At 59.1% G+C, this 25,391-nt stretch carries 17 protein-coding genes; 12 read left to right on the top strand and 5 right to left on the bottom strand.

The features are described from left to right. Window positions 1-21: 21 nt before the first annotated feature. The 5 genes from IAE48_RS16305 to opgC are packed head-to-tail and all read right to left on the bottom strand — an operon-like array spanning window position 22 to window position 4,132. Window positions 22-456, bottom strand: a complete 435-nt coding sequence (locus IAE48_RS16305) for an ATP-binding protein (RefSeq protein ID WP_200134981.1) — start codon at window positions 454-456, stop codon at window positions 22-24. A 3-nt stretch (window positions 457-459) separates the two neighbouring features. Next, entirely contained in the window at window positions 460-798 is a 339-nt protein-coding gene (locus IAE48_RS16300; protein ID WP_042718254.1) for an STAS domain-containing protein, read from the bottom strand. Further along, complete coding sequence (locus tag IAE48_RS16295) at window positions 798-1,988, bottom strand: SpoIIE family protein phosphatase (protein ID WP_200134980.1); 1,191 nt, start codon at window positions 1,986-1,988, stop codon at window positions 798-800. The genes IAE48_RS16300 and IAE48_RS16295 overlap by 1 nt, the downstream gene beginning before the upstream one ends. Window positions 1,989-1,997: 9 nt before the next feature. Further along, complete coding sequence (locus tag IAE48_RS16290; protein ID WP_076769160.1) at window positions 1,998-2,903, bottom strand: hypothetical protein; 906 nt, start codon at window positions 2,901-2,903, stop codon at window positions 1,998-2,000. Window positions 2,904-2,914: 11 nt separating this feature from the next. After that, window positions 2,915-4,132, bottom strand: a complete 1,218-nt coding sequence (gene opgC, locus IAE48_RS16285; RefSeq protein WP_200134979.1) for an OpgC domain-containing protein — start codon at window positions 4,130-4,132, stop codon at window positions 2,915-2,917. A 297-nt stretch (window positions 4,133-4,429) separates the two neighbouring features. On the opposite strand from opgC, the gene IAE48_RS16280 reads away from it, so the two are divergent. The 12 genes from IAE48_RS16280 to IAE48_RS16225 all read left to right on the top strand — a co-directional run bounded on the left by IAE48_RS16280 (window position 4,430) and on the right by IAE48_RS16225 (window position 25,390). Then, complete coding sequence (locus IAE48_RS16280; protein WP_200134978.1) at window positions 4,430-6,244, top strand: glycosyltransferase; 1,815 nt, start codon at window positions 4,430-4,432, stop codon at window positions 6,242-6,244. Next, window positions 6,241-7,572 (top strand): DUF3131 domain-containing protein, encoded by a 1,332-nt coding sequence (locus IAE48_RS16275; protein WP_200134977.1) that lies wholly within the window; start codon window positions 6,241-6,243, stop codon window positions 7,570-7,572. Before IAE48_RS16280 ends, IAE48_RS16275 begins: the two co-directional genes overlap by 4 nt. After that, the gene (locus IAE48_RS16270; protein ID WP_200134976.1) at window positions 7,569-9,113 is read left to right on the top strand and encodes a DUF3131 domain-containing protein; all 1,545 of its coding nucleotides are present in this window, start codon (window positions 7,569-7,571) and stop codon (window positions 9,111-9,113) included. Before IAE48_RS16275 ends, IAE48_RS16270 begins: the two co-directional genes overlap by 4 nt. Then, complete coding sequence (locus IAE48_RS16265; RefSeq protein WP_200134975.1) at window positions 9,098-10,492, top strand: DUF3131 domain-containing protein; 1,395 nt, start codon at window positions 9,098-9,100, stop codon at window positions 10,490-10,492. The genes IAE48_RS16270 and IAE48_RS16265 overlap by 16 nt, the downstream gene beginning before the upstream one ends. Then, complete coding sequence (locus IAE48_RS16260; RefSeq protein ID WP_042718272.1) at window positions 10,489-10,926, top strand: globin; 438 nt, start codon at window positions 10,489-10,491, stop codon at window positions 10,924-10,926. Before IAE48_RS16265 ends, IAE48_RS16260 begins: the two co-directional genes overlap by 4 nt. Then, window positions 10,923-13,592 carry a response regulator gene (locus tag IAE48_RS16255; protein WP_200134974.1) on the top strand — a complete coding sequence of 890 codons (2,670 nt, stop codon included), beginning with the start codon at window positions 10,923-10,925 and terminating at the stop codon, window positions 13,590-13,592. The genes IAE48_RS16260 and IAE48_RS16255 overlap by 4 nt, the downstream gene beginning before the upstream one ends. Beyond that, the gene (locus tag IAE48_RS16250) at window positions 13,582-15,774 is read left to right on the top strand and encodes a glycoside hydrolase family 2 protein (protein ID WP_200134973.1); all 2,193 of its coding nucleotides are present in this window, start codon (window positions 13,582-13,584) and stop codon (window positions 15,772-15,774) included. Before IAE48_RS16255 ends, IAE48_RS16250 begins: the two co-directional genes overlap by 11 nt. A gap of 60 nt (window positions 15,775-15,834) precedes the next feature. After that, window positions 15,835-16,620 carry a phosphotransferase gene (locus IAE48_RS16245; protein WP_200134972.1) on the top strand — a complete coding sequence of 262 codons (786 nt, stop codon included), beginning with the start codon at window positions 15,835-15,837 and terminating at the stop codon, window positions 16,618-16,620. Between the two features lie 189 nt (window positions 16,621-16,809). After that, entirely contained in the window at window positions 16,810-18,090 is a 1,281-nt protein-coding gene (locus IAE48_RS16240; RefSeq protein WP_200134971.1) for a VWA domain-containing protein, read from the top strand. 233 nt (window positions 18,091-18,323) lie between these two features. Beyond that, window positions 18,324-19,721, top strand: coding sequence for an SrfA family protein (locus IAE48_RS16235; protein ID WP_200134994.1), 1,398 nt, complete (start codon window positions 18,324-18,326; stop codon window positions 19,719-19,721). After that, window positions 19,722-22,724, top strand: coding sequence for a virulence factor SrfB (locus tag IAE48_RS16230; protein ID WP_200134970.1), 3,003 nt, complete (start codon window positions 19,722-19,724; stop codon window positions 22,722-22,724). It abuts the gene before it with no gap. Next, complete coding sequence (locus IAE48_RS16225) at window positions 22,724-25,390, top strand: putative virulence factor (RefSeq protein WP_200134969.1); 2,667 nt, start codon at window positions 22,724-22,726, stop codon at window positions 25,388-25,390. Before IAE48_RS16230 ends, IAE48_RS16225 begins: the two co-directional genes overlap by 1 nt. Window position 25,391 lies beyond the last annotated feature (1 nt).

Below are 25,391 nucleotides of genomic sequence, written 5' to 3'. Positions count from 1 at the left end.
CCCGAGCCCCGAGCATACGAGTTAGCCGCTCGCCTCTTCAACTCCCCATTTTTTGCACAGCGTGGCGATATTTACCCCTGCCTGCCGCTGTACATTAAAGCTGTCAACGCTGAGCAGGATCAGCTTCAGCCCGCGCCCGCTCTCCAGATCCGGTGCCATCTCGAGGCCATTTTCCTGTTGTGCAGCCAGTAAGCGTTCAGCGGGAAAGGGCTCGCCATTATCGCGAAACGTCAGTTGCACCTCCTGCGCGCTGGCGACAAACGCGATGCTAAAGGTGGCTGCGGCCTGCTGATGCAGGCTATGGCGAATTATATTGGTCGCCACTTCGCACACCGCCAGATCGAGGGAGAAACGCCAGCCCTCATCCACCGGCAAAGCGGCCATCTGCGCGTTCAGCCACTCAGCAAGCGGCGAGAGCGCGGTGAGCGAGGCGGGGAAAGTTTTCTCGCTAGCCATAATTCACAGCCCAAGCAGTTGCAGGGCGGCGGCTCTGTCCGCGCTGATGCGAAAAATACGGTCCATGCGCGTCAGGGTAAACATATTTTTAATGCCGGGGTTGAGGGCGCAGAGCACCATTTCGCCTTTGCCGTTCATCATCTTCATTAATGAAACCAGCGTGCCGAGGCCGCTGCTGTCAATAAAGTCGACCTTGCTGAAATCGACAATCAGCGCGCGCGGCTCATCACCCATCTCGCGGGCGATCGCCTCTTTAAATGCCGCGGAAACGGAGGCATCCAGCCGTCGAATCGCCGGCGTAAGGATCGTCACCTGCGGCTGACGTTCGCTATCGATATTCATCACTTCTCTCCATTTCGTTCAATGATTAACAGGGAAACATCATCTGCCATCTGCTCGCCGTTGCGCCAGCCGGTTAAGTGCTGGCCGAACTGTGGCAGAACCGCGCCGATAGCCTCGTTAACGTGCTGTTGCAGCCACTGCTGCAAGCGTTGCGGGCCAAACTGCTCGCCTGTGGGGTTTTCACATTCAGTTATGCCGTCGCTAAAGAGGCAGAGCCGCTCGCCGGGGCGCAGCTCAAATTCAACATCATCCCAGTTGAGATCGGGCATCAGCCCAACCGGCGCGCCGCCGCTGCCAATCGGCGTGATCTTGCCCGCGGTTGAGACGATAAACGGCGTCGGATGACCGGCCTGGCAGAGCCGTCCTCTGCCGCTCGGCATGTGAATAACGCCATAGATCATCGTGAAATAGCTCATGATCTCCGCCTCTTCGCTGCAAAAGCGGCTGTTAAGCATGCTCACCACGTCGGCGGGCGAGGCGACGCTGCCATCAGCAGAAAAGAGGAAACGCTCCACCACGCGGCCCTGCAAAAACTGCCGTGCTACCGCAAGAGACATCATCGCGGCACCGACGCCGTGGCCCGAAACATCGACACAGTAAAAGCCCAGGTGATCGTCTAGCTGAAAGAGGTTAAACACATCGCCGGAGACCCACGCGGAGGGCAGAAACAGCCAGTCGGAAAAGTAGTCGTGATAGCGCAACTGGTGGGCGGGCAGAATCGAGTGCTGAATACGCGCCGCGGCTTGCAGATCCTGCTCAATCTGCTGTAGCGCCTCGCTGAGCCGCGCGTTGCGTGCCGCGAGCGTCGCCTCCAGCGCCAGAATGCGCGAACCAGCATGCAGCCGCGCGCGCAGCTCGCTCTGCTCCACCGGCTTGCTGAGAAAGTCATCTGCGCCTGCATCAAACCCCTGCGCCAGATCGCCAGGGTTCTCCCGCGCGGTAAGCAAAATCAGATAGATATAGTGGCCAAACTGCCGCTCGCGGATTTCGCGGCACAGGGTTAAGCCATCCATCTCCGGCATCTCCCAGTCGCTTATCACCATGCTGACGGGTGAGTTCGCCAGTATCTCCAGCGCGCTGACGCCGTTTTCCGCTTCGCTGACCACATAGCCCCACTGCGCCAGCATGCGTGAGAGCAGGCGGCGATAAATGGGCGAATCCTCCACCACAAGCACATGCTGTTGGGCCACGGCGGCTCCTTATAACGGTAAAAACCAGATCAGGCTGACGGTCCCTTCGCGGAATTTGCCATTGCCACTCTTATGGCCGGGATAGCGCGTGCCGGCAAAGTTGGCGTACTGCAACGAGAAGGAGCCGGGCGTGTAGCCTGCATAACCAAAGCTGTAGCTGTAATCGCCGTTCCACGGCTGCTGCTGGCTACGATCCGGGAACCAGAAGGCGGTAGCGCGCACAAAGAAGTGCTGTTTAAAGGTGTAACCGCAGCCGCCAAGCACCACGTTTTTGTTCTGCTCAATATCGTTACTCTTTAGATCGTAGTAGCGCGGCACCCAGCTGTAGCCGACCTGGCAAATCAGTGAATCGCCTTTGTTAATCAGCAGCTTATTTTCAACGGGTTTCGGCAGTGAGAATTTATACGCCAGCGTCACCGCCCCCTGCTCGAAATAGGTTTTGCGCTTGCTGCCCGACGTCCAGAAGTGGTTATCGCCATAGTTGCTGTAGACCAGGCTGACGGTGTTGGCATGCCAGTCGTCGTAGCCAAAGCTGTAGCGAAAATCGGTGGTGTAGCGGCTGGTGTCCGTCACCGGCACGCGGGTGGTGATATTGGCAAACCAGAAGCTGTAGGGCGAGTATTGCAGGCTCAGGTTAACGGTCTGATTCACTTTTCTTTTCTGCTCGGCGCTGCTGGAGCTGTTCGGGATCGTTACCCACTGCTCTTTCAAGCCTGTACCAAAGCTGAGCGCGCCGGAAAAGGGCTTGTTGTTACCGGAAAAAAGACGCCCCCAGCGGCTGGTAAAGACGCCGACCTGCACCGGATCGCCATTGCTATCACGCAACGACTCGCTCTCCGCTTCACTCTTTTGCGCCGCATTTGCTGCCGGTAAGGCAGCGAGCAGCGCGCAGGCCAGTAAATATCTCTCCCGCATTAAGCCTTTCCTCAGTTAGGTATCCAGCGCGCGCCAACATTGTATTTCGCCAGCAGCCACAGCACGCCGAGCGCCGCCGCATGCACCAGCGTGTTGACGATCCACGCTTGTCGCCAGAGATCGAAGGTGACGAACTGGCTCACCGCCAGCACCACATAGACATGCAGAATAAAGACATAGAGCGAGTGCTGACCCAGCGGAATAAGAAACCAGCCGGTCAGGCGATAGATAGGCCGCCAGCACCAGGTCAACAGCAGATAGACCGTCACCATCAGGCTGATATCATTCAGTACCCGCACCGGGCCAAGACCGTTTTTCGCCGCCCAGGTGTGGTAAAACGCGTTGAAATCGGCAGGTGGAATCACATGCATCAGCAGTTCCGGCGGCATAAAGGGGTTAGTGTGGTTCTGGGCAACGAAGGCCAAAATCAGCGCAACGATCACCAGCGCGACAATCACCACTTTGCCCGGCGGCGTGCGCGCCAGCGAGAGCAGCTCGGCTTTGTACCAGCCGCAGCTCATGCCGAGGACGAAAATAAATTGCCAGGCGAGCAGTGGAAAGGCGAACTCAAACTCGGACACCGTCACCCGCACCGGCCAGCGCTGCCAGCAGCCATACACCAGTAGCGAAAGACTTAATAACCACCACACTCTGCCCTGTTTAAGCAGCGCCAAAAAGAGCGGGCTTAATAGCAGCAGGAAAATATAGAGGCCAAGGATTTGCGTCTGGTGCGGCCCGATTTGCAAATAGAGCACGATGTTAAACCATGTCTCTTTTATTTGCGGTGTCACCGGATAAAGCGACCACGACGTTCCAGAAAAACGGTCTGTAAAGTGGGTCACTTCAAACACATTTAAAAAGGGCAAAAAACCGAGCAGCAGCATCGACAATATGATGATGATATTAACGCGATATATTTTCCACGCCCGCAGATATAATCCCCAGCAAATCGTTAATAGCGCCGCTTTTTGCAGCCGCGCCCGATTAAGCATCCCCAGCATAAACCCGGAGAGAATAACAAAGCCTTCGGCACCGGTCGTTAAGCCAAAACGCTCCCACGAAAATATATTAAATATCGACATCACTTCCGTATGCGCCACCACCATCATCACCAGCGCAATACCGCGCATTAAATCGATACGCAAATCGCGGCTACCGGCAACAGAATAGCGCCATGCCGTTGATTCTACATTATCTTTTTGCGTCAGCGCGGGTGCCATCTGGCTCATAAAAGTAACCTGTTAAGTGCGGCAATAAAACAACAGGGAAATTATTTAGATAGCTTAAATACGCCTGACTGGCAATGTTAGCGAGGCGAAAAGCGCAGCGCGAAAAATCGTTCGAATTGATATTAAATTAACTGCAACGAATTATTCCGCGTTGCGCTTTGCTGGAAACTTTTAATCAGCCATCTACACTTACATTACTTTTTGTTTTACCGGGAAGTTATTACGCCAGGCCGCGAAACAGGTCCGCCTGGGTATTATCTGATTTCTTATTATTACGGAATAAAGATAACAACCGCTATGGGCTTCTACTTTTCCCGATTTGAAGATCGCAAACCGCCCGAACCGCTGAAAACGCCGCGCTGGGCGATGATTACCTGGCAGATATTAGCGGTTGCGGCGCTGATTCTGGGTGCGAATTATATCTACTGGCGCTGGACGGCGTCGCTGAATATGGATGCCCTGTGGTACGCCATTCCGCTGGTATTAGCGGAAACGCTGGCGTGGATTGGCACGGTGTTATTTACCATCAACCTGTGGAAAGAGGAGGATCCGCCGCAAGCGCCGCCGCCACAGGAGATCAATGACTGCCTGGGCGCGGATGAAGCGGTCGAACCGCGTCCGGTGAAAGTGGACCTCTTTATCGCTACCTACTCCGAAGATGTTGAGCTGGTCAGGCTCTCCATCCGCGATGCGATGAAAATGGCGTACCCCTTTCCCCTCGATTACCGCGTGCATGTGCTGGATGACGGGCGACGCCCGGAGATGAAAGCCGTCTGCGACGAAGAGGGGGTCAATTACATTACCCGGCAGACCAACATCGGCTACAAAGCGGGTAACCTGCGCAACGGCCTTGAGCAGACCGACGGCGATTTTCTGGTGATTTGCGATGCTGACACCCGCGTCTTCCCGACCCTGCTCGCCCATACCCTCGGCTACTTCCGCAACCCGGATGTGGCGTGGGTGCAGACGCCGCAATGGTTTTACGACCTGCCCGCCGGGGAGAACCTCTCGCGCTGGCTGGAGCGAAAAACCGGCAAAGTGGGTTATGCCTTCGGCTGGCTGGCGCAGAAAATCGTTGGCCCGGTGACGATGGGCCGCGATCCCTTTTTTAACGATCCGCGCATGTTTTACGATGTGATCCTGCGCCGCCGTAACTGGGCCAACGCCGCCTTCTGCTGCGGTGCGGCGTCGGTGCACCGGCGCGAAGCGGTGATGCAGGCAGCGCTGCGCAGTTATGTCTGGACGGTGGAGGAGGAGATCGACCGCCATACGCGCGATATCCGCGATCCCGCCACCCGCGAGGCGCTCCAGGAGGCGATGCGCCCCCATGTCGCTTTCGATACCGAACTGACGCCCTATAAATTTCACGTCTCGGAAGATATCTACACTTCGATCCTGCTGCATGGCGATGCGGCGCGAAACTGGCGCTCGGTGATGCACCCGCGTATCGAATCAAAAATGTTATCGCCGCAGGACATGCTGACGTGGATGATCCAGCGCTTTAAGTATGCCGCCGGATCGCTCGATATTCTGTTTCACGACAACATCTTCAGCCGCCGCCGCTTTAAGCTCTCGCTGCCGCAAACCCTGATGTACGCCACCACCTTCTGGTCCTATATGGCCTGCGTCTGGAACGCCATTTTCCTGATTTCGCCGATTATCTATCTCTTCACCGGCATTCCGCCGGTGTCGGCCTGGTCGACGCCCTTTTATCTCCACTTCCTGCCCTTTTTTATCCTCTCGGAGCTGGCATTTATGTTTGGCACATGGGGCATCTCCGCCTGGGATGGGCGCGCATCCTATCTGTCGTTCTTCTCGATGAATCTGCGGGCGCTGAATACGGTGCTGCGCGGGGAGCAGATCAAGTTTCACGTTACGCCGAAGGAGCGCCAGACCGGACGCTTTCTCTACCTGGTGAAACCGCAAATCGGCATCGTGCTGCTCACCCTGACCGGGCTGATTTGGGGCGGCATTCAGGTGGCACGCGGCCAGGTGGATGACCCTTCTGGCTATGTCATCAATATCTTTTGGGGTGCCGTCAACATCGCCGCGATGTTGCCGCTGATCCTCGCCGCCATCTGGACGCCGGACGAAGAGGAGGCGCGAACATGAGAACGCGCGACGCACTGCTTTCTGCACGCAGTTACATCACTATCCTGCTCGGTTTTCTGCTCGGCTTCGCCATCGTGGTGTGGGTGGAAAAACAGATGCCGACCCGCGTTGAGAGCAGCGGCGGCATGGCGCTCAGTAAAGATTTCCCGCCGCTGCCCACCTCGCGTGCGCTCACCTTTGAGGAGGCGATCTGGGCGCGCGTGGCCTGGCAATATTACGTCAACAATACACAACCCAACGGGCTGCCGAATGCGCAGGATGGGCAGGCGTGGTTCAGCTTATGGAGCGCGGGCAGCTATCTGCTGGCGGTGATCGCCGCACAGCAGTTGCACATTCTCAGCGAAGCAGAGAGCGATGCGCGCATCAGCAATGCGCTGGCAACCCTTGGCGGGCTGCCCCTTACGCCGCAGGGCGTGCCGGCGGCCTACTATCACTCCGACACTTTGAAAATTCTTGGCAAGCCGGAAAGCTCCGCCATCGGCATGGGCCGCCTGCTGGTAGCGCTGCAAACCCTGCTCTGGCGCTCGCCGCAGCACGCCGAGGCGGTGCGCGATCTCTTTAACCGCTGGCAGGTGGGCGCGCTTATCGTTACCAGCGGCGCAACGCAGGCCGCCGCGCCGCTGCATCACTGGGCGCTGGCAAGCGACGAGCCGCGCAACAGCTTTGGCTATCGACTTTATGCCAGCCATACGCTGCGGCTGATTGACAGCGCCGCCGGGCTGGCGGTGACCAACCCGCCGGAAGGGCAGCAGATGATCGATATCGACGGCATTATGGTGCCCGATGAGGGGCTGCGCACGCCGTGGGGACGCCAGCCTTCGCTGATTAGCCTCCCCTATCTGTTAACTGGCCTTGAGCTGGGGTTTGATGCACAGAGCGCCGAAATCGCCTTTCGTATCATGCAGATCCAGCAGCGCCGCCACAGCCTGCGGGTGCGTAAACCACCTATCAGCACCGACTATGCCGAACCCGCGCCGGACTTTATCAATGACCTGCCCAACCGCCAGCCTATCGACAACGAGGCGCTACGCGATGCGCCGCCGGAGCTGACGGCGATCACCTCTACCCGTTCGGCCTTCGCCTGGTATGCCCTGTTTCGCAACAGCTGGAGCGAGGCCCTGCGCCAGCAAGCGCAGGTGCTGCAAGTGCCGGGCAAAGGGTGGCAGCGCGGGCATAACCTCAATAACAGCGTGAACAGTGTGATTGATGCCGACACCAATGCCATCGTGCTGGAGAGCCTGGCCTATATCGCCCACGGCCAGATGCTGTGCCTGGCCTGTTTTAATCCCGTGCCCCGTTCCCCTTCGTCAGCAGGAGCTACGCCATGAAGCTGAAAGCACTTCTCTTTTTCCCCCTGTTGGCCGGGTTTATGGCGCTCTGGATGACGCTGAGCCAGGCGCGCGCCGGCGATCTTCCGGCATCGGACTACGCGCCGCGCAGCGGCAAGCTGACGGCGCAAGAGATGACGATGGCGAGAAACGCCTGGCAATACTTTGTCGCCAACTACCAGCCCACCACCGGGCTGGTTAACGCGGTAAACAAATACCCCTCCACCACCATGTGGGACAGCGGCTCCTACCTTGCTGCGCTGACGGCGGCACGCGAACTGGGGATTATCGATAAAGCGGAGTTTGACCGGCGGATGCTCAAGATCCTCGCCACCATCAACAAGCTGGATCTGTTTCGCAATGAACTGCCCAACAAAGCCTATAACACCCTCACCGCGCAGAAGGTGAACTACACCAACAAATCGGGCGAGATTGGCTTCTCGGCGCTGGATATCGGCCGCATGCTGATCTGGCTGAAGGTGATCAAAGAGCGCTACCCGGAGTATGGCAACAGTATCGATAACATCGTGCTGGGCTGGGATTTTAGCCATGCTGTTGACCCGTGCGGCACGCTCTACGGTGCTTACCTCGAAAACGGTCAGCCGAAGTATGTGCAGGAGGGGCGTCTCGGGTATGAGGAGTATGGCGCCGCCGGTTTCCAGCTGTGGGGTTTCAACACCTGCCAGGCGAGCCGACCGCAGCCCTACGAGCTGGCGGAAATTTACTGCGTACTGGTGCCGTATGACACGCGCGATCCGCGTGCCACCTCGCAGCACAACTATGTGGTGACTGAATCCTATCTGCTCTACGGCCTTGAGTTCGGCTTTGATAACCCGAACGATCGCAACAACAGCCCGCGCAACTACTCCCATCCGTGGATGAAAAACTTCGCCGACCGCGTCTACCAGGCGCAGGAGAACCGCTACACCATTACCGGCGTGCTCACCGCCCGCTCCGAGCACCAGCTCGATAAAGCCCCCTACTTCGTCTATGACACGGTCTACACCGATGGCTATGACTGGAACACCATCACCGATAAAGGGCAGTTTATGCCCAGCGCTGCCGCCGTCTCGCTGAAAGCGGCGCTCGGCATGTGGGTGCTGTGGGATTCCCCCTACACCGATCGCCTGATGAGCGCCATCGAGAACGCCAACGAAGAGGGCAAGGGTTACTACGAAGGGCTGTATGAGAATGGCGACGGCCCGATCAAAGAGTTCACCGCCAACAACAACGGCATCATGCTTGAGGCGCTGCTGTTCAAAAAAGAGGGCAAGCTGCTGCAGTTCAACACTGATAACCCGAAAAACCGCAACTTCGCCCCATCGCTGTGGGAGAAGAAGCTGGTCGATCTGTTTGAGGAGAATAACGCCCGCCGCAACCGACCGTTCCTTGAGAGCACGCCGTCGGTGAAAAACTGGTGTCAGCAGACCGGCACCACCCAGCGCACAAAACCTGCCTGCCAGGCGTGCCAGTGCGCCTCCTGTAATGCGGATGAGCCTGTGAAGCTGCCGCCGGTGACTGCGCAATGTCTAAAACCGTAGTTCGCTGGCTGGCGATCCCTCTACTGCTGCTCGCCGCCGCCTTTGCGCTATTTAGCGAGGGCGGCGCAGGCTGGCGCTGGCTGACGAAAGGGGCGTGGAACACCACCGCGCGCGTCAGCAGCCTGACGCCGCAGGAGCGCGAGTGGGCCACTATTGCCTGGCGCTACTTCGTCAATAACACCCAACCGCAAACCGGGCTGGTCAACGGCAGCGACAAGCAGCCGCGCGTTACGCTGTGGCAGATGGGCGACACGCTTATCGCCCTGCTGGCAGCGAAAGATCTCGATCTGGTTGACGATAAGGAGTTTGACGCGCGCCTCACCCGCCTGCTCGGCACCCTCAACAGGCTGATGCTCACCGATACCCGAACGCCAGGCAGGCTCTACTCCAGCCAGACGGCGACCATCGTTGATTTTAGCGGCAAGCCGGTGAAGAGCGGCTGGTCGGCAAAAGATATGGCGCGGCTGATGCTGGCGCTGCGCCTGACCGCCGAGCGCGCGCCGCAGTACCGCGAGTATCTCGACAAAGTGATCCTGCGCTGGAATTTCTGCCCGGTCATGGATGGTGAAGGCGAGCTGTGGTCCGCCTCGCTGCAAAACGGCCAGCCGGTGGTGCGCGAAGAGCTGCGCCTCGGCGAGAGCGAATATGCCGCCAGCGCCTTCCGCCTGTGGGGTTTCCCCGCCGGGAAAGCGCTCACGCCGCCGTCGAAAAACGTCATCATCTACCAGCGCAGCCTGCCGGTGGATGCCCGCGATCCGCGCACTACCTGGCAGCCGTCGATCCTCTCAACGGTGCCCGCGATGCTGCCGGGGTTGGAGTTTGGCTGGCAGCCGCCGGGGCTGAGTGACGAGGTGCAAACCCTGCTGCGCGATAGGGCGCAGGGCGTCTGGCTGACGCAGAAAACGCGCTGGGAAAAAGAGAAGACCCTCACCGCCCGCGCCGACTTCACCCTCGCGCAGGCACCGTGGCACGTGGAGGATAGCGTCTGGGGCAATGGCTATGCGTGGAACACCCTCGGCGATGATGGAAAATATTACCCGCGGCTGGCGCAGGTGACGACCAAAGCAGTGTTTGCCCTGTGGGTGTTGTGGGATACCGCCTACACCAACGCTCTGATGGCGGTGACGGAACACCTGAACGATCCCGAACGCGGCTGGTTTGAAGGGCGCGTTGAAGCGACAGGCGATATCAACAAAATGGTGACGCTCTCCACCAACGCGATGGTGCTGGAGGCGCTGCTCTACAAAGCCAACGGCGGGCCGCTCTTTCGCGACGGTTTAATCGACGATGAGAGCTATTTCGTGCGCCGCACGACAGATGAATTTAACAAACCCGGCCTCTGCCTGCCGGGTGAACGCACCCCGAGGGCCGCGCCATGAAATTCTACCGCGATCTCTTTGAAGCGAGTCTGAGCCGCGTCTTCCCTGATGATGAGAAGCGCGCCTTCTTTAACGCCTTCTACACCACCTTTATGCACATGTCGCCGGAGACGGAGCAGCACTTCGCCCGCTTCGGGAGTGAAGAGGGGCAACAGCTGGTTTATAAGAGCTTCTTTGCCATGCTGGCGGTCGACGGCGCGCTGTTTGTGCCCGATTTCCTTGAGCGGCTGGCGCGCGAGCAGAGCACCGACGGCCTGCGCTTGCCGCCGCGCTTTTTTGCCCTCTGGCGTGAAGCGATGTTAATTACCGTGCGCCAGCGCGACCCGCAGTGCGATGAAGAGACGCTGACCGCGTGGGCAATGGCGATTGCGCCGGGGCTGGAGTACCTGCGCCGCCAGGCGGAACTGCACTACCAGGCCGGGGAGGCGTCATGACAACAGCCTGCCATTTTGACCTCAACGCCCTGCCCGCGGCGGTGCTGATCTACGATCGCCACGAGCGGCTGCTGGCGTGGAATGCGCAGGTAGAGGCGTTTTATCCGGCACTGACCGGTGGGCTAAAGCCGGGGGCGACGCTGCAAAGCCTGGCAGAGAAGTTTATCGACGCGGCCTATAACACCGACCCGAGCCGCCGCCAGACGCTGCGCGAGGCGATCATTCGCAACTGCCGCCAGGATAGCCACCGCGAAGTGCGCCAGGCCGGGCAGCGCCGCCTGTTTGTTCAGCATCAACGCCTGGCGGATGGCAGCATCGTCAGCCTGCACAGCGACATCACGCAACTGGATGAAGCCCAGCGCTCGCGCCAGCAGCTGCACGATGATTTCCTGCTCACCGCCGACTCTATTCATATTGGCATCTGGGACTGGCAGATCTCGGCCGACAATTTGCAGGTCAACGATACGCTGCTGACGATGATCGGCCTTCCGCGCAGCCAGTGGCACCATCCGGCGCGCTTTCTGCTCAGTCTGGTACATGAAGAGGATCGTGCCCGCCTGCGCCAGGCGATGCAGGGTTCAACCCGCCACCACGTTCCGGTGTTTGAGTGTGAAATCCGCGTTCGCCATCAGAGCGAGGAGTGGCGCTGGATGCTGCTCTCCGGCCAGGTGGTAACGCTGACCATGCAGGGCGACGCGGAGCGGGTGGTCGGCACGTTGCAGGATATCACCCGCCGTAAAGAGGCGGAGCTGCTGGCGATTGAGGCGGCGAAGGTGGCGCGTGATGCCAACGAGGCGAAGAGCGCCTTTCTGGCGAATATGAGCCATGAAATTCGCACGCCGATGAACGGTATTCTCGGCATGACGCAACTCTGCCTCGACACGCAGCTCAGCAGCGAGCAGCGGGAGTACCTCTCGCTGGTGATGAGTTCGGCACAGTCGCTGCTGCATATCATCAATGACATTCTCGACTTTTCGAAAATCGAGGCGGGGAAAATTATTCTCGATGAGGAGCCGCTGGAGATCCGCCCCTTTATCCAGGCACTGATCCGCCCGCATATGCCCGCCGCCAGCGAAAAAGGCATTGAACTGCTGGTCGATATCGATCCCGCCGTGCCGGAGGTCGTCTCCATCGATGGCCCCCGGCTGCGGCAGATCCTCACCAATCTGCTCGGCAACGCGCTGAAATTTACCCATCAGGGGGAAGTGGTGCTCGCCATCTCGCCGGGCGAGGAATCTGGTAGCTGGCGTTTTGCGGTGCGCGACAGCGGCATTGGCATTCCCGCCGAAAAGCAGCAGGCGATCTTCGAAGCCTTCAGCCAGGCAGACAGCTCCACCACCCGCCGCTATGGCGGCACCGGGCTGGGGCTGACTATCTCCGCGCGGCTGGTGAAGATGATGGGCGGCGAGCTGGCTGTAACCAGTGAACCGGGCGTGGGCAGCGAGTTCGCGTTCAGCTTAACGCTGGTAAGCCAGCCTGCCGCACTGGCGGCAATGCAGATGACGCGTTTTAGCGGCGAGCGGGTGCTGGTGGTGGATGATAACAGCACCAACCTGCGCCTGCTGGAGACGATGCTGACGCAGATGGGGCTGGTGCCGCACTGCGTCGATAACGCTCACCAGGCGCTGCGCCTGACGGCAGAGAGCGAACCCTTTCCGCTGATCCTGCTTGATGCGCAGATGCCGGAGATGGACGGCATTTCGCTGGCGCTGGAGCTTTCGGTGCTGCCGCAGGCGAGCCAGAGCCGCATCATTATGCTCAGTTCCATGAACCGCCACTTCGATGCGCGGATGCTTAAACGCATCGGCATCGCCCACTACCTGCATAAACCGGTGGCGCAAAGCGAGCTAAACCAGGCGATCGCCAGCGTGCTGGCACCGGGTCGCCTGCCGGAGCCTGTTGCCGTCGAACAACCTGTCGCGCCGCAAGTGGCAGCCAGCGCGCTGCGTATTCTGCTGGCGGAAGATAATCTGGTGAACCAGAAGCTGGCGCTGCGTCTGCTGGAGCGGCTCGGCCACCACGCCGAGGTGGTTGATGACGGGCGCGCGGCGCTCGATCGCTGGCATGAAGGGGGCTGGGATCTGATCCTGATGGATCTGCAAATGCCCGGCATGGATGGCGAAACGGCGATCCGCCTGCTGCGCGAAGAGGAACGGATGCACACGCTCAGCCACCAGCCGGTGATCGCCATGACCGCGCACGCCATGCAGGGCGATAAAGAGCGCTGCCTGGCAATGGGGTTTGATGGCTATATCGCCAAGCCGGTAAGCCAGCAGGCGCTGCACGATGAGCTGACCCGCATTACGCAACAGGACGATGAGGGTTTGCCCACGCAGAGCGCCCTGCTCGCCCAGTGCGCCGACGATGCTGAACTGGTTAACGAGCTGCTGGTGCTGTTTGCCGACAGCGTCGGGACGATGCAGGCCGCGATTGCCGATGCCATCCACACCAACGATCGCGACGGCCTGCGGCGCGCGGCGCATAAACTGCGCGGTGAGGCGATCGCTCTCGACTTCACCCGCCTGAGCCAGCTGCTGCAACAGCTTGAGAGCCAGGCCATCAGCCTCGATCAGCAGGCACTGGATAACCTGCACACGGCGCTTCGCGAGGAGTTTGTGCGCGTTGAGGCGTGGCTGCAACGCCGGGAGGCAAACCATGATGCGTAACGCGCTGCTGCTGTCGCTCTTACTCTCACCCCAGGCTTTCGCCACTGCGCTGCCCGTCACCTGGTCCCTTGCCGGAGAGTGGCGCGTGCACGATGCCAACGATCCCGCTTTCGATGGCGTCAGCGCCTCCAGCGCCGACTGGCGCACCCTGCGGATGCCCGCCAACTGGTACAGCGACGGGCTGGATCACCAGGGTGCGCTCTGGTACCGCCACAGCTTTACCCTGCCTGCGCAGTCTGCCGATACGCTGGCAACGCTGGTGTTTGACGGCGTCGACTACCTGGCTGATGTGACGCTGAACGGCCAGCGCCTGGCGCACCATGAGGGCTACTATCAGCGCTTCCCGGTCGATATCAGCCAGGCGCTACGCCGCCATAACCAGCTGACGGTGCGCGTCGATAGCCCGTTTGAAGATCCAAAAACTATCTGGCCGCTGCATAAAACGATGGTCAAAGGGGTGCTGAACCAGCATGACACCCGCCCTGGCGGTGCCTGGTCGGCGCAGGGGCAGGATGCCAACTCCGGCGGCATCTGGGCACCGGTCCGGCTGCACCTTAGCCGCGGGGCGGCCATCGATGAGATTATCCTGCGCCCGCTGTGGCAACAGGGGCTGGCGAAGCCGATGCTGCGCGCCGAGATCCGCTACCGGGCGAAACAGGCCGGGCCGGTGACGCTGCGCCTGGCGGCGAAGCCGGATAATTTTTATGGTCGTGACTACCGTCAGGAGTTTCCCGTCACACTTGAGGCGGGCGACAGCAAGGTGCTGACGGTAACGCTGCCGATGGAAGCCGCCAGGCTCTGGTGGCCGGTGGGTCACGGTAAACCCAACCTCTACCGCGTTCGCGCCTCGCTGATCGATCGGCAAGGGGTGATGGATACCGCCGTCACCCGTACCGGCCTGCGCAAGATGGAGGAAGCGCCGGATAACAAAGGCTGGCGCATCAACGATAAGCGCCTGTTTGTGAAGGGCAGCAACTATATCGGCTCGCCGTGGCTCGGCACCATGACGCGCGCCAGGTATCGCCAGGACTTCGAACTGGTAACGGGGATGAACGCCAATGCGATACGCGTGCATGGTCATGTCGCCGGGCGCGCGCTGTATGACGTCGCCGATGAGATGGGGCTGATGATCTGGCAGGATGTGCCGTTGCAGTGGGGCTATAACAACAGCAGCGAGTTTGCCGATAACGCCGCGCGCCAGACGCGGGAGATGGTGGCGCAGTTCGGCAACTCCCCGGCGATTGTCGCCTGGGGTGGACACAACGAGCCGCCGTGGAACTCGCCGTGGATGGAGAAACGCTTTAAAGACTGGAATAAAGATCTTAACCGCGAGCTGACGCAGAAAGTGGCGGACGCGCTGGCCGAGGACACCTCGCGTATCGTGCACCGCTACTCCGCCGTGGAGGAGCACTACTGGCAGGGGTGGTACTTCGGCACCATGCGCGATGTGCTGGCTCCGGCGAAAACCGGCATCATCACCGAGTTTGGCGCGCAAGCACTGCCGCGCCTCTCCACCCTCAAGACCATTATTCCCGCCAGCGAGATGTGGCCGAAGAGTACCGATGCGAAAGATCCCGGCTGGGATCGCTGGAAGTACCACAACTTCCAGCCGTTCCAGACCTTTGGTTTTGCCAAAGTGCCGCGCGGCGAGAATATTCAGCAGACCATCGATAATACCCAGCGCTACCAGGCGGAGCTGGTTGCAATGGCGGCAGAGAGCTATCGCCGCCAGCGTTATCAACCGGTTACCGCCCTGTTCCACTTTATGTTTGTCGAGACCTGGCCGTCGATAAACTGGGGCGTTGTTGACTATCTGCGTCAGCCGAAAGCGGGCTATTACGCGCTGCAAACCGCCTATCAACCGCTGCTGCCCTCTATCGAGCCGGTCACGGCAAACTGGCAGACCAATAGAGCGAATATCCTGCGGCTGTGGGCAATTAACGATAGCTGGTCGGCCTGCGAAAAGTGCACGCTAAAGTGGCGCATCACGCAAAACGACAACAGCCTGGAGAGCGGTGAGCTGCCGCTGACCCTCGAAGCGGACTCCGGCCAGATGGTGAAAGAGGTTTCGGTAACCCCCACCGCGCCCGGCGAAGCCAGGATCGCTTACTGGATTGAAGACCAGCAGGGCAAAGTGGTCGGTAAAAATGCGCGCGTGGAAGCAGTGACGGCCGCACCGTGACAGGTGCGGTCATAACCTTTACTCTGCCCGTTATCGCCATGTCCTTACCGTGGAGCATCGATGACAACAGAGAATCTGGCGCAAATGGGCGCCGCCCGGGTGGTGAAGCGGGTTAACGCCTCCGGAATAGCCGTGATTGAGAAAGCGCCGGTCAGCAAGGTTGAGTACGCCTTCTACCACCAGGTTGCGCCCGAGCTAAACCGCGCGGAAATTTTTACTCCAGCCTTACTGGCAGCCGATGCCAGCACGCGCGTCCTCACCCTTGAAGCGATCCCCTACCCTGTTAGCCAGCAAAATGTCGCAAACGACGCCATCGTGTCGATGCTGGCGCGCTTACACCGCTTTGCGCCGGATAAAAACTGGCACTATCACCCCCATCGCTGGCCCGACGCGCAGCTGGCGCTGAGCCTGCACCTGCTCGCTTTGCCGGAAGCAGCCGCCAGAGCGCTGCGCCGCTGCCAGCGCGACAGCGACAGGCTGTTTGCTGAAGCGGGCCTGATTTCCGGCGACAGTAACGCCGGCAACTGGGGGCAGCGCGAGAACGGCGAGTTTGTGCTGTTTGACTGGGAGCGGTTCAGCACCGGTCACCCGGCCATTGATTTAGCCCCGCTGATTAAAGGCATGGGCACGCCTGAAGAGTATCGACACCTCGCGGCGCGCTACTGCCGATTTAATCCGCGGTCAGAAAACGATCTCACACGCGATATTGCCTTAGCGAAAGCGTGGATTGTCAGCGAAGTGATTACACTCCTTCACAAGCGACAGAAAGCGGATTTTCCGCGTTTTCAGCACTGGTATCGCAGCTATTTGCCCGACTGGCTGAGGGAAGTGGAAAAAATCATTTGAGTCAAGAATTGAGACTGCCTGCGGGGGTATTCGGATAATAAAAGCCTAATAGCGGCAAAATATCATACGTTTCTCCCAACGCAATTGTTTACTCCTTATTTCTGGTAGGTTGTATTTAAGATTATACTCATTACCCTTTCAGTCAAATGGGATAGTCACGTATGAATAACTGATAGCGTAATGATATAAATGATAAGAATAACAAGGATCGTTAAACCGTCAGTTGAATTAACCGATTATGCCACGTCATTTTCGCCTTTTCGTACGCTCCTCGAAACCTATTTACCCGCCTCTATCCAAAATTTATATGCCCGCCCGGTTATCGCCGATGATGGTGCCGTTGAGTGGTATAGCGATATTAATGGTCAGCCGCGCCGCTTACTCGATCTGAGTGAAACCGAGCAGAGCCGCGCCCGCGCGGTGCTGGAACAGCGTCTCGACAGCGTTCGGGCCCTGCATCAGAAGCTGGCGCAAAGCGGGAGCGAACCAGAAACAATGCTGCGCCTGCTACAGGCGGCTAGTCACTCTCCTGCACCTGAGCAGGTGTGGGTAATTGACGGTCACCCGGTGATTGTTCCGCCTGCGGAGGGCACGCCCCGCGCCGCTGCTGCCGCAACCACTGCCGCTGCCGTCTCAAGCCGTCGCTGGTGGCCATGGCTTTTACTTCTGGCACTGCTTATCGCCCTGATTCTGTTGCTGTTGTCACGCTGTTCGCCACTGCACGAAACAGCAGCACCCGTCACGCCCGCGCCACCAGCTGTAACGCCCGGCGAGCCGGTGAAACCTGAAACGGCACCTGCGCCGCAAGCGCCGGTAAAACCCACCAAAGCGGTCTGCCCGGCGCAGCGAACCCAACAGCAAGCCCCTGAAATGGTGGTGATTATGGACGCCTCCGGTTCGATGGCCATCACCATGGATGCCACGCAGGATGAGTTGGTCAGCTGGAACCAGGGGAAATATGTCGAGAATATCGAACGTGAACCGCGCCGTATCTCGCTGGCGCGTAACGCGGCCAAAGGCATTATTGACACTATCCCGCGCGATATGAACATCAGCCTGGTGGCGGCGGAAAACTGCCGTCAGGTCTCCCTGTCGCCCAGCTTCCCCTTTGCCCAGCGATCGGCGCTGAAAAAGCGGATTGAAGGTATTCAACCGGTCGGTAAAACGCCTCTCGCCGAAGCCTTAGCGCTGGCGGGCAAAAAGGTGGATGGCGTGAACCGCGATGCGATCATTTTGCTGGTCTCTGACGGAGATGAAACCTGCGGCGGCGATCCCTGCCAGGTTGCCCGCGAGCTGAAAAAGAGTAAACCGCGCCTGCAGGTGAATGTCGTCGATATTATGAGCACCGGCGCAGGAAATTGTATTGCCAGCAGCACCGGCGGCAAAGTTTTTGCTGTAAACAATACCCGGGAATTTAAGCAGATCATGAAAAAGGCGATGCAAGAATATATTCCTGAGGGCTGCGAATAATATTCACCAGGAGAAACTATTAGGCACGCTGGTATTTTTTTGGCGCAATAAATGGCCGCGAAAAATTTCCCTTAGTGCTAAATAAAATGCGCTTAACGCCGATAACGCTTTACCGTTTTCGCATTTTCCCATGCTGAGATGAGCAATTTAAACCTCGCTGAAATAGCGTAGCAAGGGTTAATTCTGCTCATTTTTATCTTTTAGAAAACACAGGACCTGCCAACGTGAAAGAGATGTTTCTGTGCAGTGACAAGCTCAATAAATATCAGTCGATGGGCGAAAACGGGCAGGCTGTCCATATTTCTGCGCTGCAGTTGCGCGAAACGCTTCGCCTGCGCAAACAGGGCGCGGCGGCCGATGTGCTCGCCATTCCGCAAATTAGTGAACACGGCGAACGTATTGACTGGTATGCCCCTTTTCCGGGCGATGTCATTCCCTGGTCAGCGGCCACGGAGAGCGAACGTCAAAGCGCCCTGGCGCAACTGGAAACCACGCAGGCCACGCTGCGCCAGCTCAGCCAGGATTTCGCCCAGAGCAACCAGCCGGAGCAGCAGCTGTTTGGTAAGTTGCTGGAAAAAACCCTGCAATTTCCCGATCCCGAGCATGTCTGGCTGGTCAACGGCAAGCCGGTGATCAGCTTCTGGGGATTCGTCAACGCCCGCCATCAGGCACGGATCGATCCGCTGGATTGCTTACGTCCGCCGAAACCCGTTACGCCCGCGGCCCCGCAGCACAGCGCGCCGCCGATCAACGAGCCGGTGGTAACGCCGCCGAAGCGTCGCGGATGGTGGATCCTGCCCGCGTGGTTATGTTGGCTGTTACCGCTGCTTCTTTTAGCACTTCTGCTGCTGTGGCTGCTGCGCGGCTGCGTACCCGGCGTAACTATTCCTGGCTTTAGCGTTGAGCAACCGGCACTGCCTGATGCGCACCTTCCGGTTGCGGAGAATGGCGCCACCCTGCCCGTCACCTCCTCTGAACGTGTTGTTGGCACTACCGAGGGCGTGACTGCGCCAGTGGTGAGCGGCAGCACGACGGGCATCGGCCCGTTGAGTGATGAAGAGCGCGCCACAGCTACCCCGGAAAACGCCGCCGCCCTTAACGATCCCGCCGTGCCGGTCGCGCCTGAAACAGGCAGCGAACCTGCGCAAGCTGGCGTTGAGCCCGTGACGCCAGAGGCGCAGGTGAACGACCCGGCGCTGGCGGAACCCAACGCTACCACGGGCAATGCTACCGCGCCGGTGGAGGTGAAAAACCCGTTAAGCCTGCCGCCGGAAGCGCTGGCGCAGGGGCGTACCGATTTCCTCAATGGCCAATGGCGCGCAGGCGCAGGCATCCAGGATCAGCGTACCGGCAAGCCGCTGAGCCTCAACTACCAGATTAAAGATGGCAAAGGTGAAGTGCAGATGGTGCGCGGCGATGGCGTCTCCTGCCGCGGTGCGGTCAATGCCGCCATCCAGGCCGGCAAGCTGGCCATTAATAACCAGGGTGAAGCGCAATGTACCGATGGCTCGGTTTACCAGATGCCGGAGATCGTCTGTGCGCCCGGTGCTAAGAGCGTTGCCGACTGTAAAGGCAGCTACGGCACCAGTACCCTTTTTCCCCTTTCGATGAAGCAGGAGGCAAGTAACTAAATGCTGGCTGAGCTCACTGATTTTAAAAAACAGGTCAAACTTATCCGTGACAGCGGGATTCAGTTCCTCGACTTCGCTTTCTCCCTGCCCGCGCGTAAAGCCTACGGCGAGTTTTTGCGCCAGCAGGGCGAAGGTGCGGTGCTGCGCCTTATCTACAACGAGCGTGACGACAAGTTTCAGGTCCCGACGCCAGACGGCGAAACGCCGCGCAACGCCGAGCCGGAGTATGCGCTGGCGATTGAAGATTCCCTGAACCTTTATGCGGGGATCTGGTTGCCGCTGCCCTTCTTTCGCTTCAACCCACCGGGCGGCTTTTCTCACGGGCCGACTAACTGGTCGCGCGTGCAGTTTCATCAACTGCCGGAGCCGGATGAGAAAGGCAACACCTGGCGTGCAACGCTGATTTTCGATACCAAAATCTTTCCTGACCGCGAACATACACAATACCTGGCACCCGGCGAAGATGATGTCCGTTCCGGGGCCGGTTTTGCGCTGGCCTGCTTACCGCACCAGATGGGCGACTTCCTGACTCTTCCATGGATTGAGGAGTGGCTGAACGATGTCTATACCAGGCAGGCACACGCTGTGCTGCGTCAGCACCCTGAAGACACCGAAGAGAAGCTGGGGCTGAAAGAGCATCAGGCGCACTTCCTTAACCTGCTCGAGGTGCTGAAAAAGACCATCGCCATTCCAGAAGTACAGCTCAATGACGTGAAAATTCGTGATACCGCGATCCCCGTCGACCTGGTGCTGGATATTGGCAACTCACGCAGCTGCGGCGTGCTAATTGAGGACCATGCGGCGGATAACAAAGGCCTCTCCCAGCTTTATCAGCTGCAATTGCGCGATCTGAGCCAGCCGCAGTTTGTCTATAACGAGCCATTTGAGAGCCGACTGGAGTTCGCGCAGGCGGAGTTTGGCAAGCAGGACTTCTCGTCGAAAAGTGGGCGCAGCGACGCCTTTACCTGGCCGACCATCGGCCGTGTCGGCGGTGAGGCTTTCCGCATGGCGGCGCAGCGTTTAGGCACCGAAGGCTCAACCGGCCTCTCCAGCCCGAAACGCTATCTGTGGGACGATCAGCCCTACTCTCCGGGCTGGCGTTTCAGCCAGGCGTTTGTCAAATCGGATCGTGAACCGCTGGCAACCGCCGCACCGCTGCTCTATATGCTCAACGATCATGGCAAGCTGTTGATTCGCCTCAATGAAGATGAGCGGATGCCGGTCTTCTCGCCGGTTTACAGCCGCAGTTCATTGATGACCATGATGCTCTCAGAAGTGCTGAGCCAGGCGTTAATGCAGATCAACAGCCCGGCGCAGCGCCTGAAGATGAGCCACGCCAGCCATCCGCGTCGTTTACGCAACGTGATCCTGACCGTACCGCCGGCGATGCCGAAACCAGAGCGCGCCATTTTTGAAGCCTGCATGCATGACGCTATCCGCCTGGTGTGGAAATCGCTGGAGTGGGAAGAGATGGATTACGACGGCGAAGAGAGCGGCAATGCGAAGCAGCCGCACCCCGGCGTTCATGTGAAGTGGGATGAAGCGACCTGCGGACAGCTGGTCTATCTCTATAACGAAACGCAGACCAATTTCGGTGGCCGCACCGATGAGTTTTTTGCCGCCACCCGTCGCCCCGATAATCAGCAGGCGGAAGGGGAACAACGCAGCCTGAAGATCGCCTCCATCGACATTGGCGGCGGCACCACCGATCTGGTGATCACCCGCTATACGCTGGATGACGGTAAAGGCATTAACGTGCGTATTACACCGAAACAGCTCTTCCGTGAAGGCTTCAAAGTGGCGGGCGACGACATTCTGCTGGATGTCATCCGTCTCTATCTCCAGCCAGCCGTAAAAGCGGCGATGATGAAAGTCGGCCACAGCGATATCGCGGCAGAGTCGATGATGTCGCAGCTGTTCGGCAGCGAAGCGATCGAAGCGGGCAAGCAGGTGCTGCGCCAGCAGTTGACGCTGCAAATCTTCTCGCCGCTGGCGCTGGCCATTCTTCATCGATATGAAGAGTACAAGCCGGAGAGTGGCCGCGAAGTCCTCAACTATACCTTCCGCGAACTGCTCACCGGCACTACACCTACCGCCAAAGTGCAGGATTACGTTAACGACGTGGTGCGCACCGGCCAACTGGCGAATGAAGCGCCCTTCTCACTGCTCGATGTGCCGTTAGAGGTCGATCTCGCCCGTCTGCATAATGAGTTTATCGATCCACGCAGCGGCCGGATGAACATCTGCCATAGCCTGCGCGCCCTGTGTGAAGTGCTCTGGCACTACAACTGCGATGTGCTGCTGTTAACGGGACGCCCTTCACGCCTGCCGGGCATCCAGGCGCTGATTCGCCAGCTCCAGCCGGTGCCGCCGACGCGGGTTCTGCCGCTGCACGGGTATGAAACCGGCGGCTGGTATCCCTTCAACAAAAAAGGGTGCATTGACGATCCGAAATCCACCGCGGTGGTCGGCGCGATGCTCTGCCTGCTGGCGGAGAAGTCGCGTCTCAACAACTTCTATTTCCGCGCGGCAAACTTTACCGCCTACTCGACGATCCGCTACCTCGGCATGCTGGATGGCAACAACGTCATCAAAGACAGCAACGTCTTTTACAGCGATATCGACCTCGATGCCGCTGACTTCCAGCTCCCTCAGGGCCTGCCATTTGAGGCGCGCGGTGAAGTGCGTATCGGTTTCCGCCAGCTGGATAACGAGCGGTGGCCGGCCTCGTCGCTCTATACCCTGAAAATCAACAATCCGAACCTTGCCAGCGAACTTGCCGGCGATGCGGTGATGCGTATTGAGCTGATGGCGGAACAGGGCCGCGCGCGAAACGGCGAAGAGGCTGTGAGCCCGGAGCGTTTCCGTATTGAATCGCTGGAGATGGAGAACGCCAGACGAAACTACAGCCGCAAGGATGTGACCTTCCAGTTAAACACGATGGTTGGCAATGGCATGGGCGAAAGCCAGTACTGGCTGGATAGCGGGAGCATTAAGAGCTAATGAACAGCATCAATTCGAAGCAAATTATCCAGGGCTGGCAGGGCGTTGAACGCGGTGCCGGTGAAGCGATTGAGTGGATCAACGCGGTGCGCCAGGATGCGCCGCGTCTTAATACCGAAGCCGACCGTCTGACGATTAACCTCCGCCGCAGCCGTAACAAGGCACGCCGTCTGGCGCTGGCAGCGGCAAAACCGATGACCATCGGCTTCTTTGGCCTGTCGCAGGCGGGCAAATCCTACCTGATTTCCGCGCTGGCGGCGGGTGAAAACGGCAAGCTGGAGACCCGCCTCGGCGGTAAGCAGCTCGATTTTCTGACCCACATCAACCCGCCGGGCGGCGGCAAAGAGGCAACCGGCCTGGTGACGCGCTTTAGCCGCCGTCAGGTTGGCGGCGACGAGCGCTGGCCGGTGACGCTGCAACTGTTTAGCGAAATCGAGATGGGCAAAATTCTCGCCAACGCCTTTATCCATGATTTTAATCAGGAAAAATTTGACTGGCAGTATGACGAAGGGCGCATCAACGATCTGCTGGCCTCGCTGACCAAACGACGTCGCCCAACCCGCGTGGCGGGCATCAGTGAAGATGATGTCGTCTCGCTGTGGGATTACCTGAGCCGCCATGCGGAAAAAAGCCAGAGCCGCTTAGCGCTGCACTACTGGCCGCAGGCGATTACGCTGGCGCCGTGGCTGACGCCGGAGGATCGCGGCCAGCTCTTCTCCGTGTTATGGGGCGAGGTGGCAGAGCTGACCGAAGCCTATATCCGTTTTGCGCAAACCCTGCATCGGCTGGGCGGCGCGCAGGAAGTGTGGGCACCGTTAAGCACGCTGGTCAGTGAAGAGAATGGCCTGCTGGTGCAGCGCGACAGCATTATGAATGTCGACATGCTGGAGCGGCTGAATAAAGAGACCGATATCCGCATTGAGGTCTGCCCGGTGGTGGAAGGCCTGGCCGCAGCGCCCGTTACCCTGTCGCTGGCAGAATTAACGGCATTAACCGTTGAGTTGCATATCCCGCTGGTCGCCTCGACCCGCGAGCCTCTGTTTGAAACCGTCGATCTGCTCGATTTCCCCGGTTATCGCGGACGCCTCGGCGTTGAGTCGATGGATGACATTCGCCGCGCGGTTAATAGCGAAGAGAGCAACCCGCTGGCGCAGCTGATTTTACGTGGCAAAGTCGCTTATCTCTTTGAGCGCTATACCGAAAACCAGGAGATGAACGTCCTGGTGGTCTGTACAGCCTCGACCAAGCAGTCGGATGTGAAAGAGGTGGGCGGCGTGCTCGATGAGTGGATCCGCTACACCCAGGGTGCCGACGCCGAGGCGCGCGGCCGCCGTCTGCCGGGGCTAATTTGGGCACTGACCATGTTCGATCTGCGCATCAGCCAGGGGCTGTCGCAAGAGGAGGCAATCCTGCGACAGTCCTGGGGGCTGGGCGGGATGATCAAAATGGCGATGACCGAGCGCTTCGGTCAGTACAAATGGATGCAGGAGTGGCAGCGCGGCCAGGCGTTTAACAACACCTTCCTCGTGCGCAAGCCGCGCCAGCAGACGCCGTTTATTCGTATTAGCGACGGTAACGAAGCGGCGTTTAGCGAAGAGAACCTTCCGCAGTTACAGCTGATGCGCAAAACCTTCCTCGAAGATGAAGCGGTCAATCGCTATATCGCCTCGCCGGACGAAGCCTGGGACGCCATGCTCGAGCTTAACGACGGCGGGATGCGCCGCATGGCTGATTACCTCTCAACCGTTGCGCGCCCGGAAGTGAAGCTTGAGCGCATCGCCGAGCAGTTGCAGGAGATCCGCGATGAGCTGATCGAGGGCGGGTTAGGCAACTGGTATAAGCCAGACGGCGAAGAGGATGCGGCGAAAAAGGCGCAGATTGCCCGCGACATTCTGGATGTGCTGAAAAAACGCAGCGGTATGCACGGCGAGCTGTTGCTGCGCCTGGTGCCGACGCGCCGCGATTTGCAGGCACTCTATCTGCAACAAACCACACTGCCGGTGCAGGAAGAGACGCCTGAAGAGCTGGATATATTCGATATCGGTGTTGGCGCTGCCTTTGGGGCTGAAGCACCTGCGGCAACGACCTATAGCCACGAAATTGCCTTCGCGCATCAGAGCGTACAGCACTGGATCAACCATCTGCGCGGCTTGTCGGAAAGCCCGGCGTTGCTCAACTACATCAATTTACCGCGCCCGATTATCGACGCGCTGGCCGATGAACTGATTACCGCCCTGCTCCGTCTGCGCATCGAAGAGAAGCTCGTTGAGGTGATGACCAATACCGAGCAGGCCGGCGTGCTGCTGGAGCAGATGGTGGACCGCCAGGTGTCGCGCATCCTGCATGTGATGGGCGATTTTATTACCTGGCTTGGATACCTCGAGATGCCCGCAGCGAAACGCCCGACACGCTTGAATATGCCGGAGCAGCACATTTTCACCCGCCCCTCTCAGTGCGACAGCGTGGTGTGGAAAGACGACGAGCGTCTGGCGCGTTTAACGCCGCAACAACTGAACTACACCGCCATGTTCATTATCGACTGGCTGGTGGGGCTGGAGTCGCTGATTACCGAGAATGCGGGCCATTCGGCCGGTCGGGAGATCAGCGTGGCGCAGAACGAAAAACTGGGCGCCATCATCCGTCAGATTCAGACTTCACAGGAGTAAT

The organism is Kosakonia sp. S57 (assembly GCF_016516575.1).
Classification (GTDB): Bacteria; Pseudomonadota; Gammaproteobacteria; order Enterobacterales; family Enterobacteriaceae; genus Kosakonia; species Kosakonia cowanii.
The sequence above is the reverse complement of the archived record's forward strand: the minus strand, read 5'-3'. Positions and strand labels throughout refer to the sequence as shown.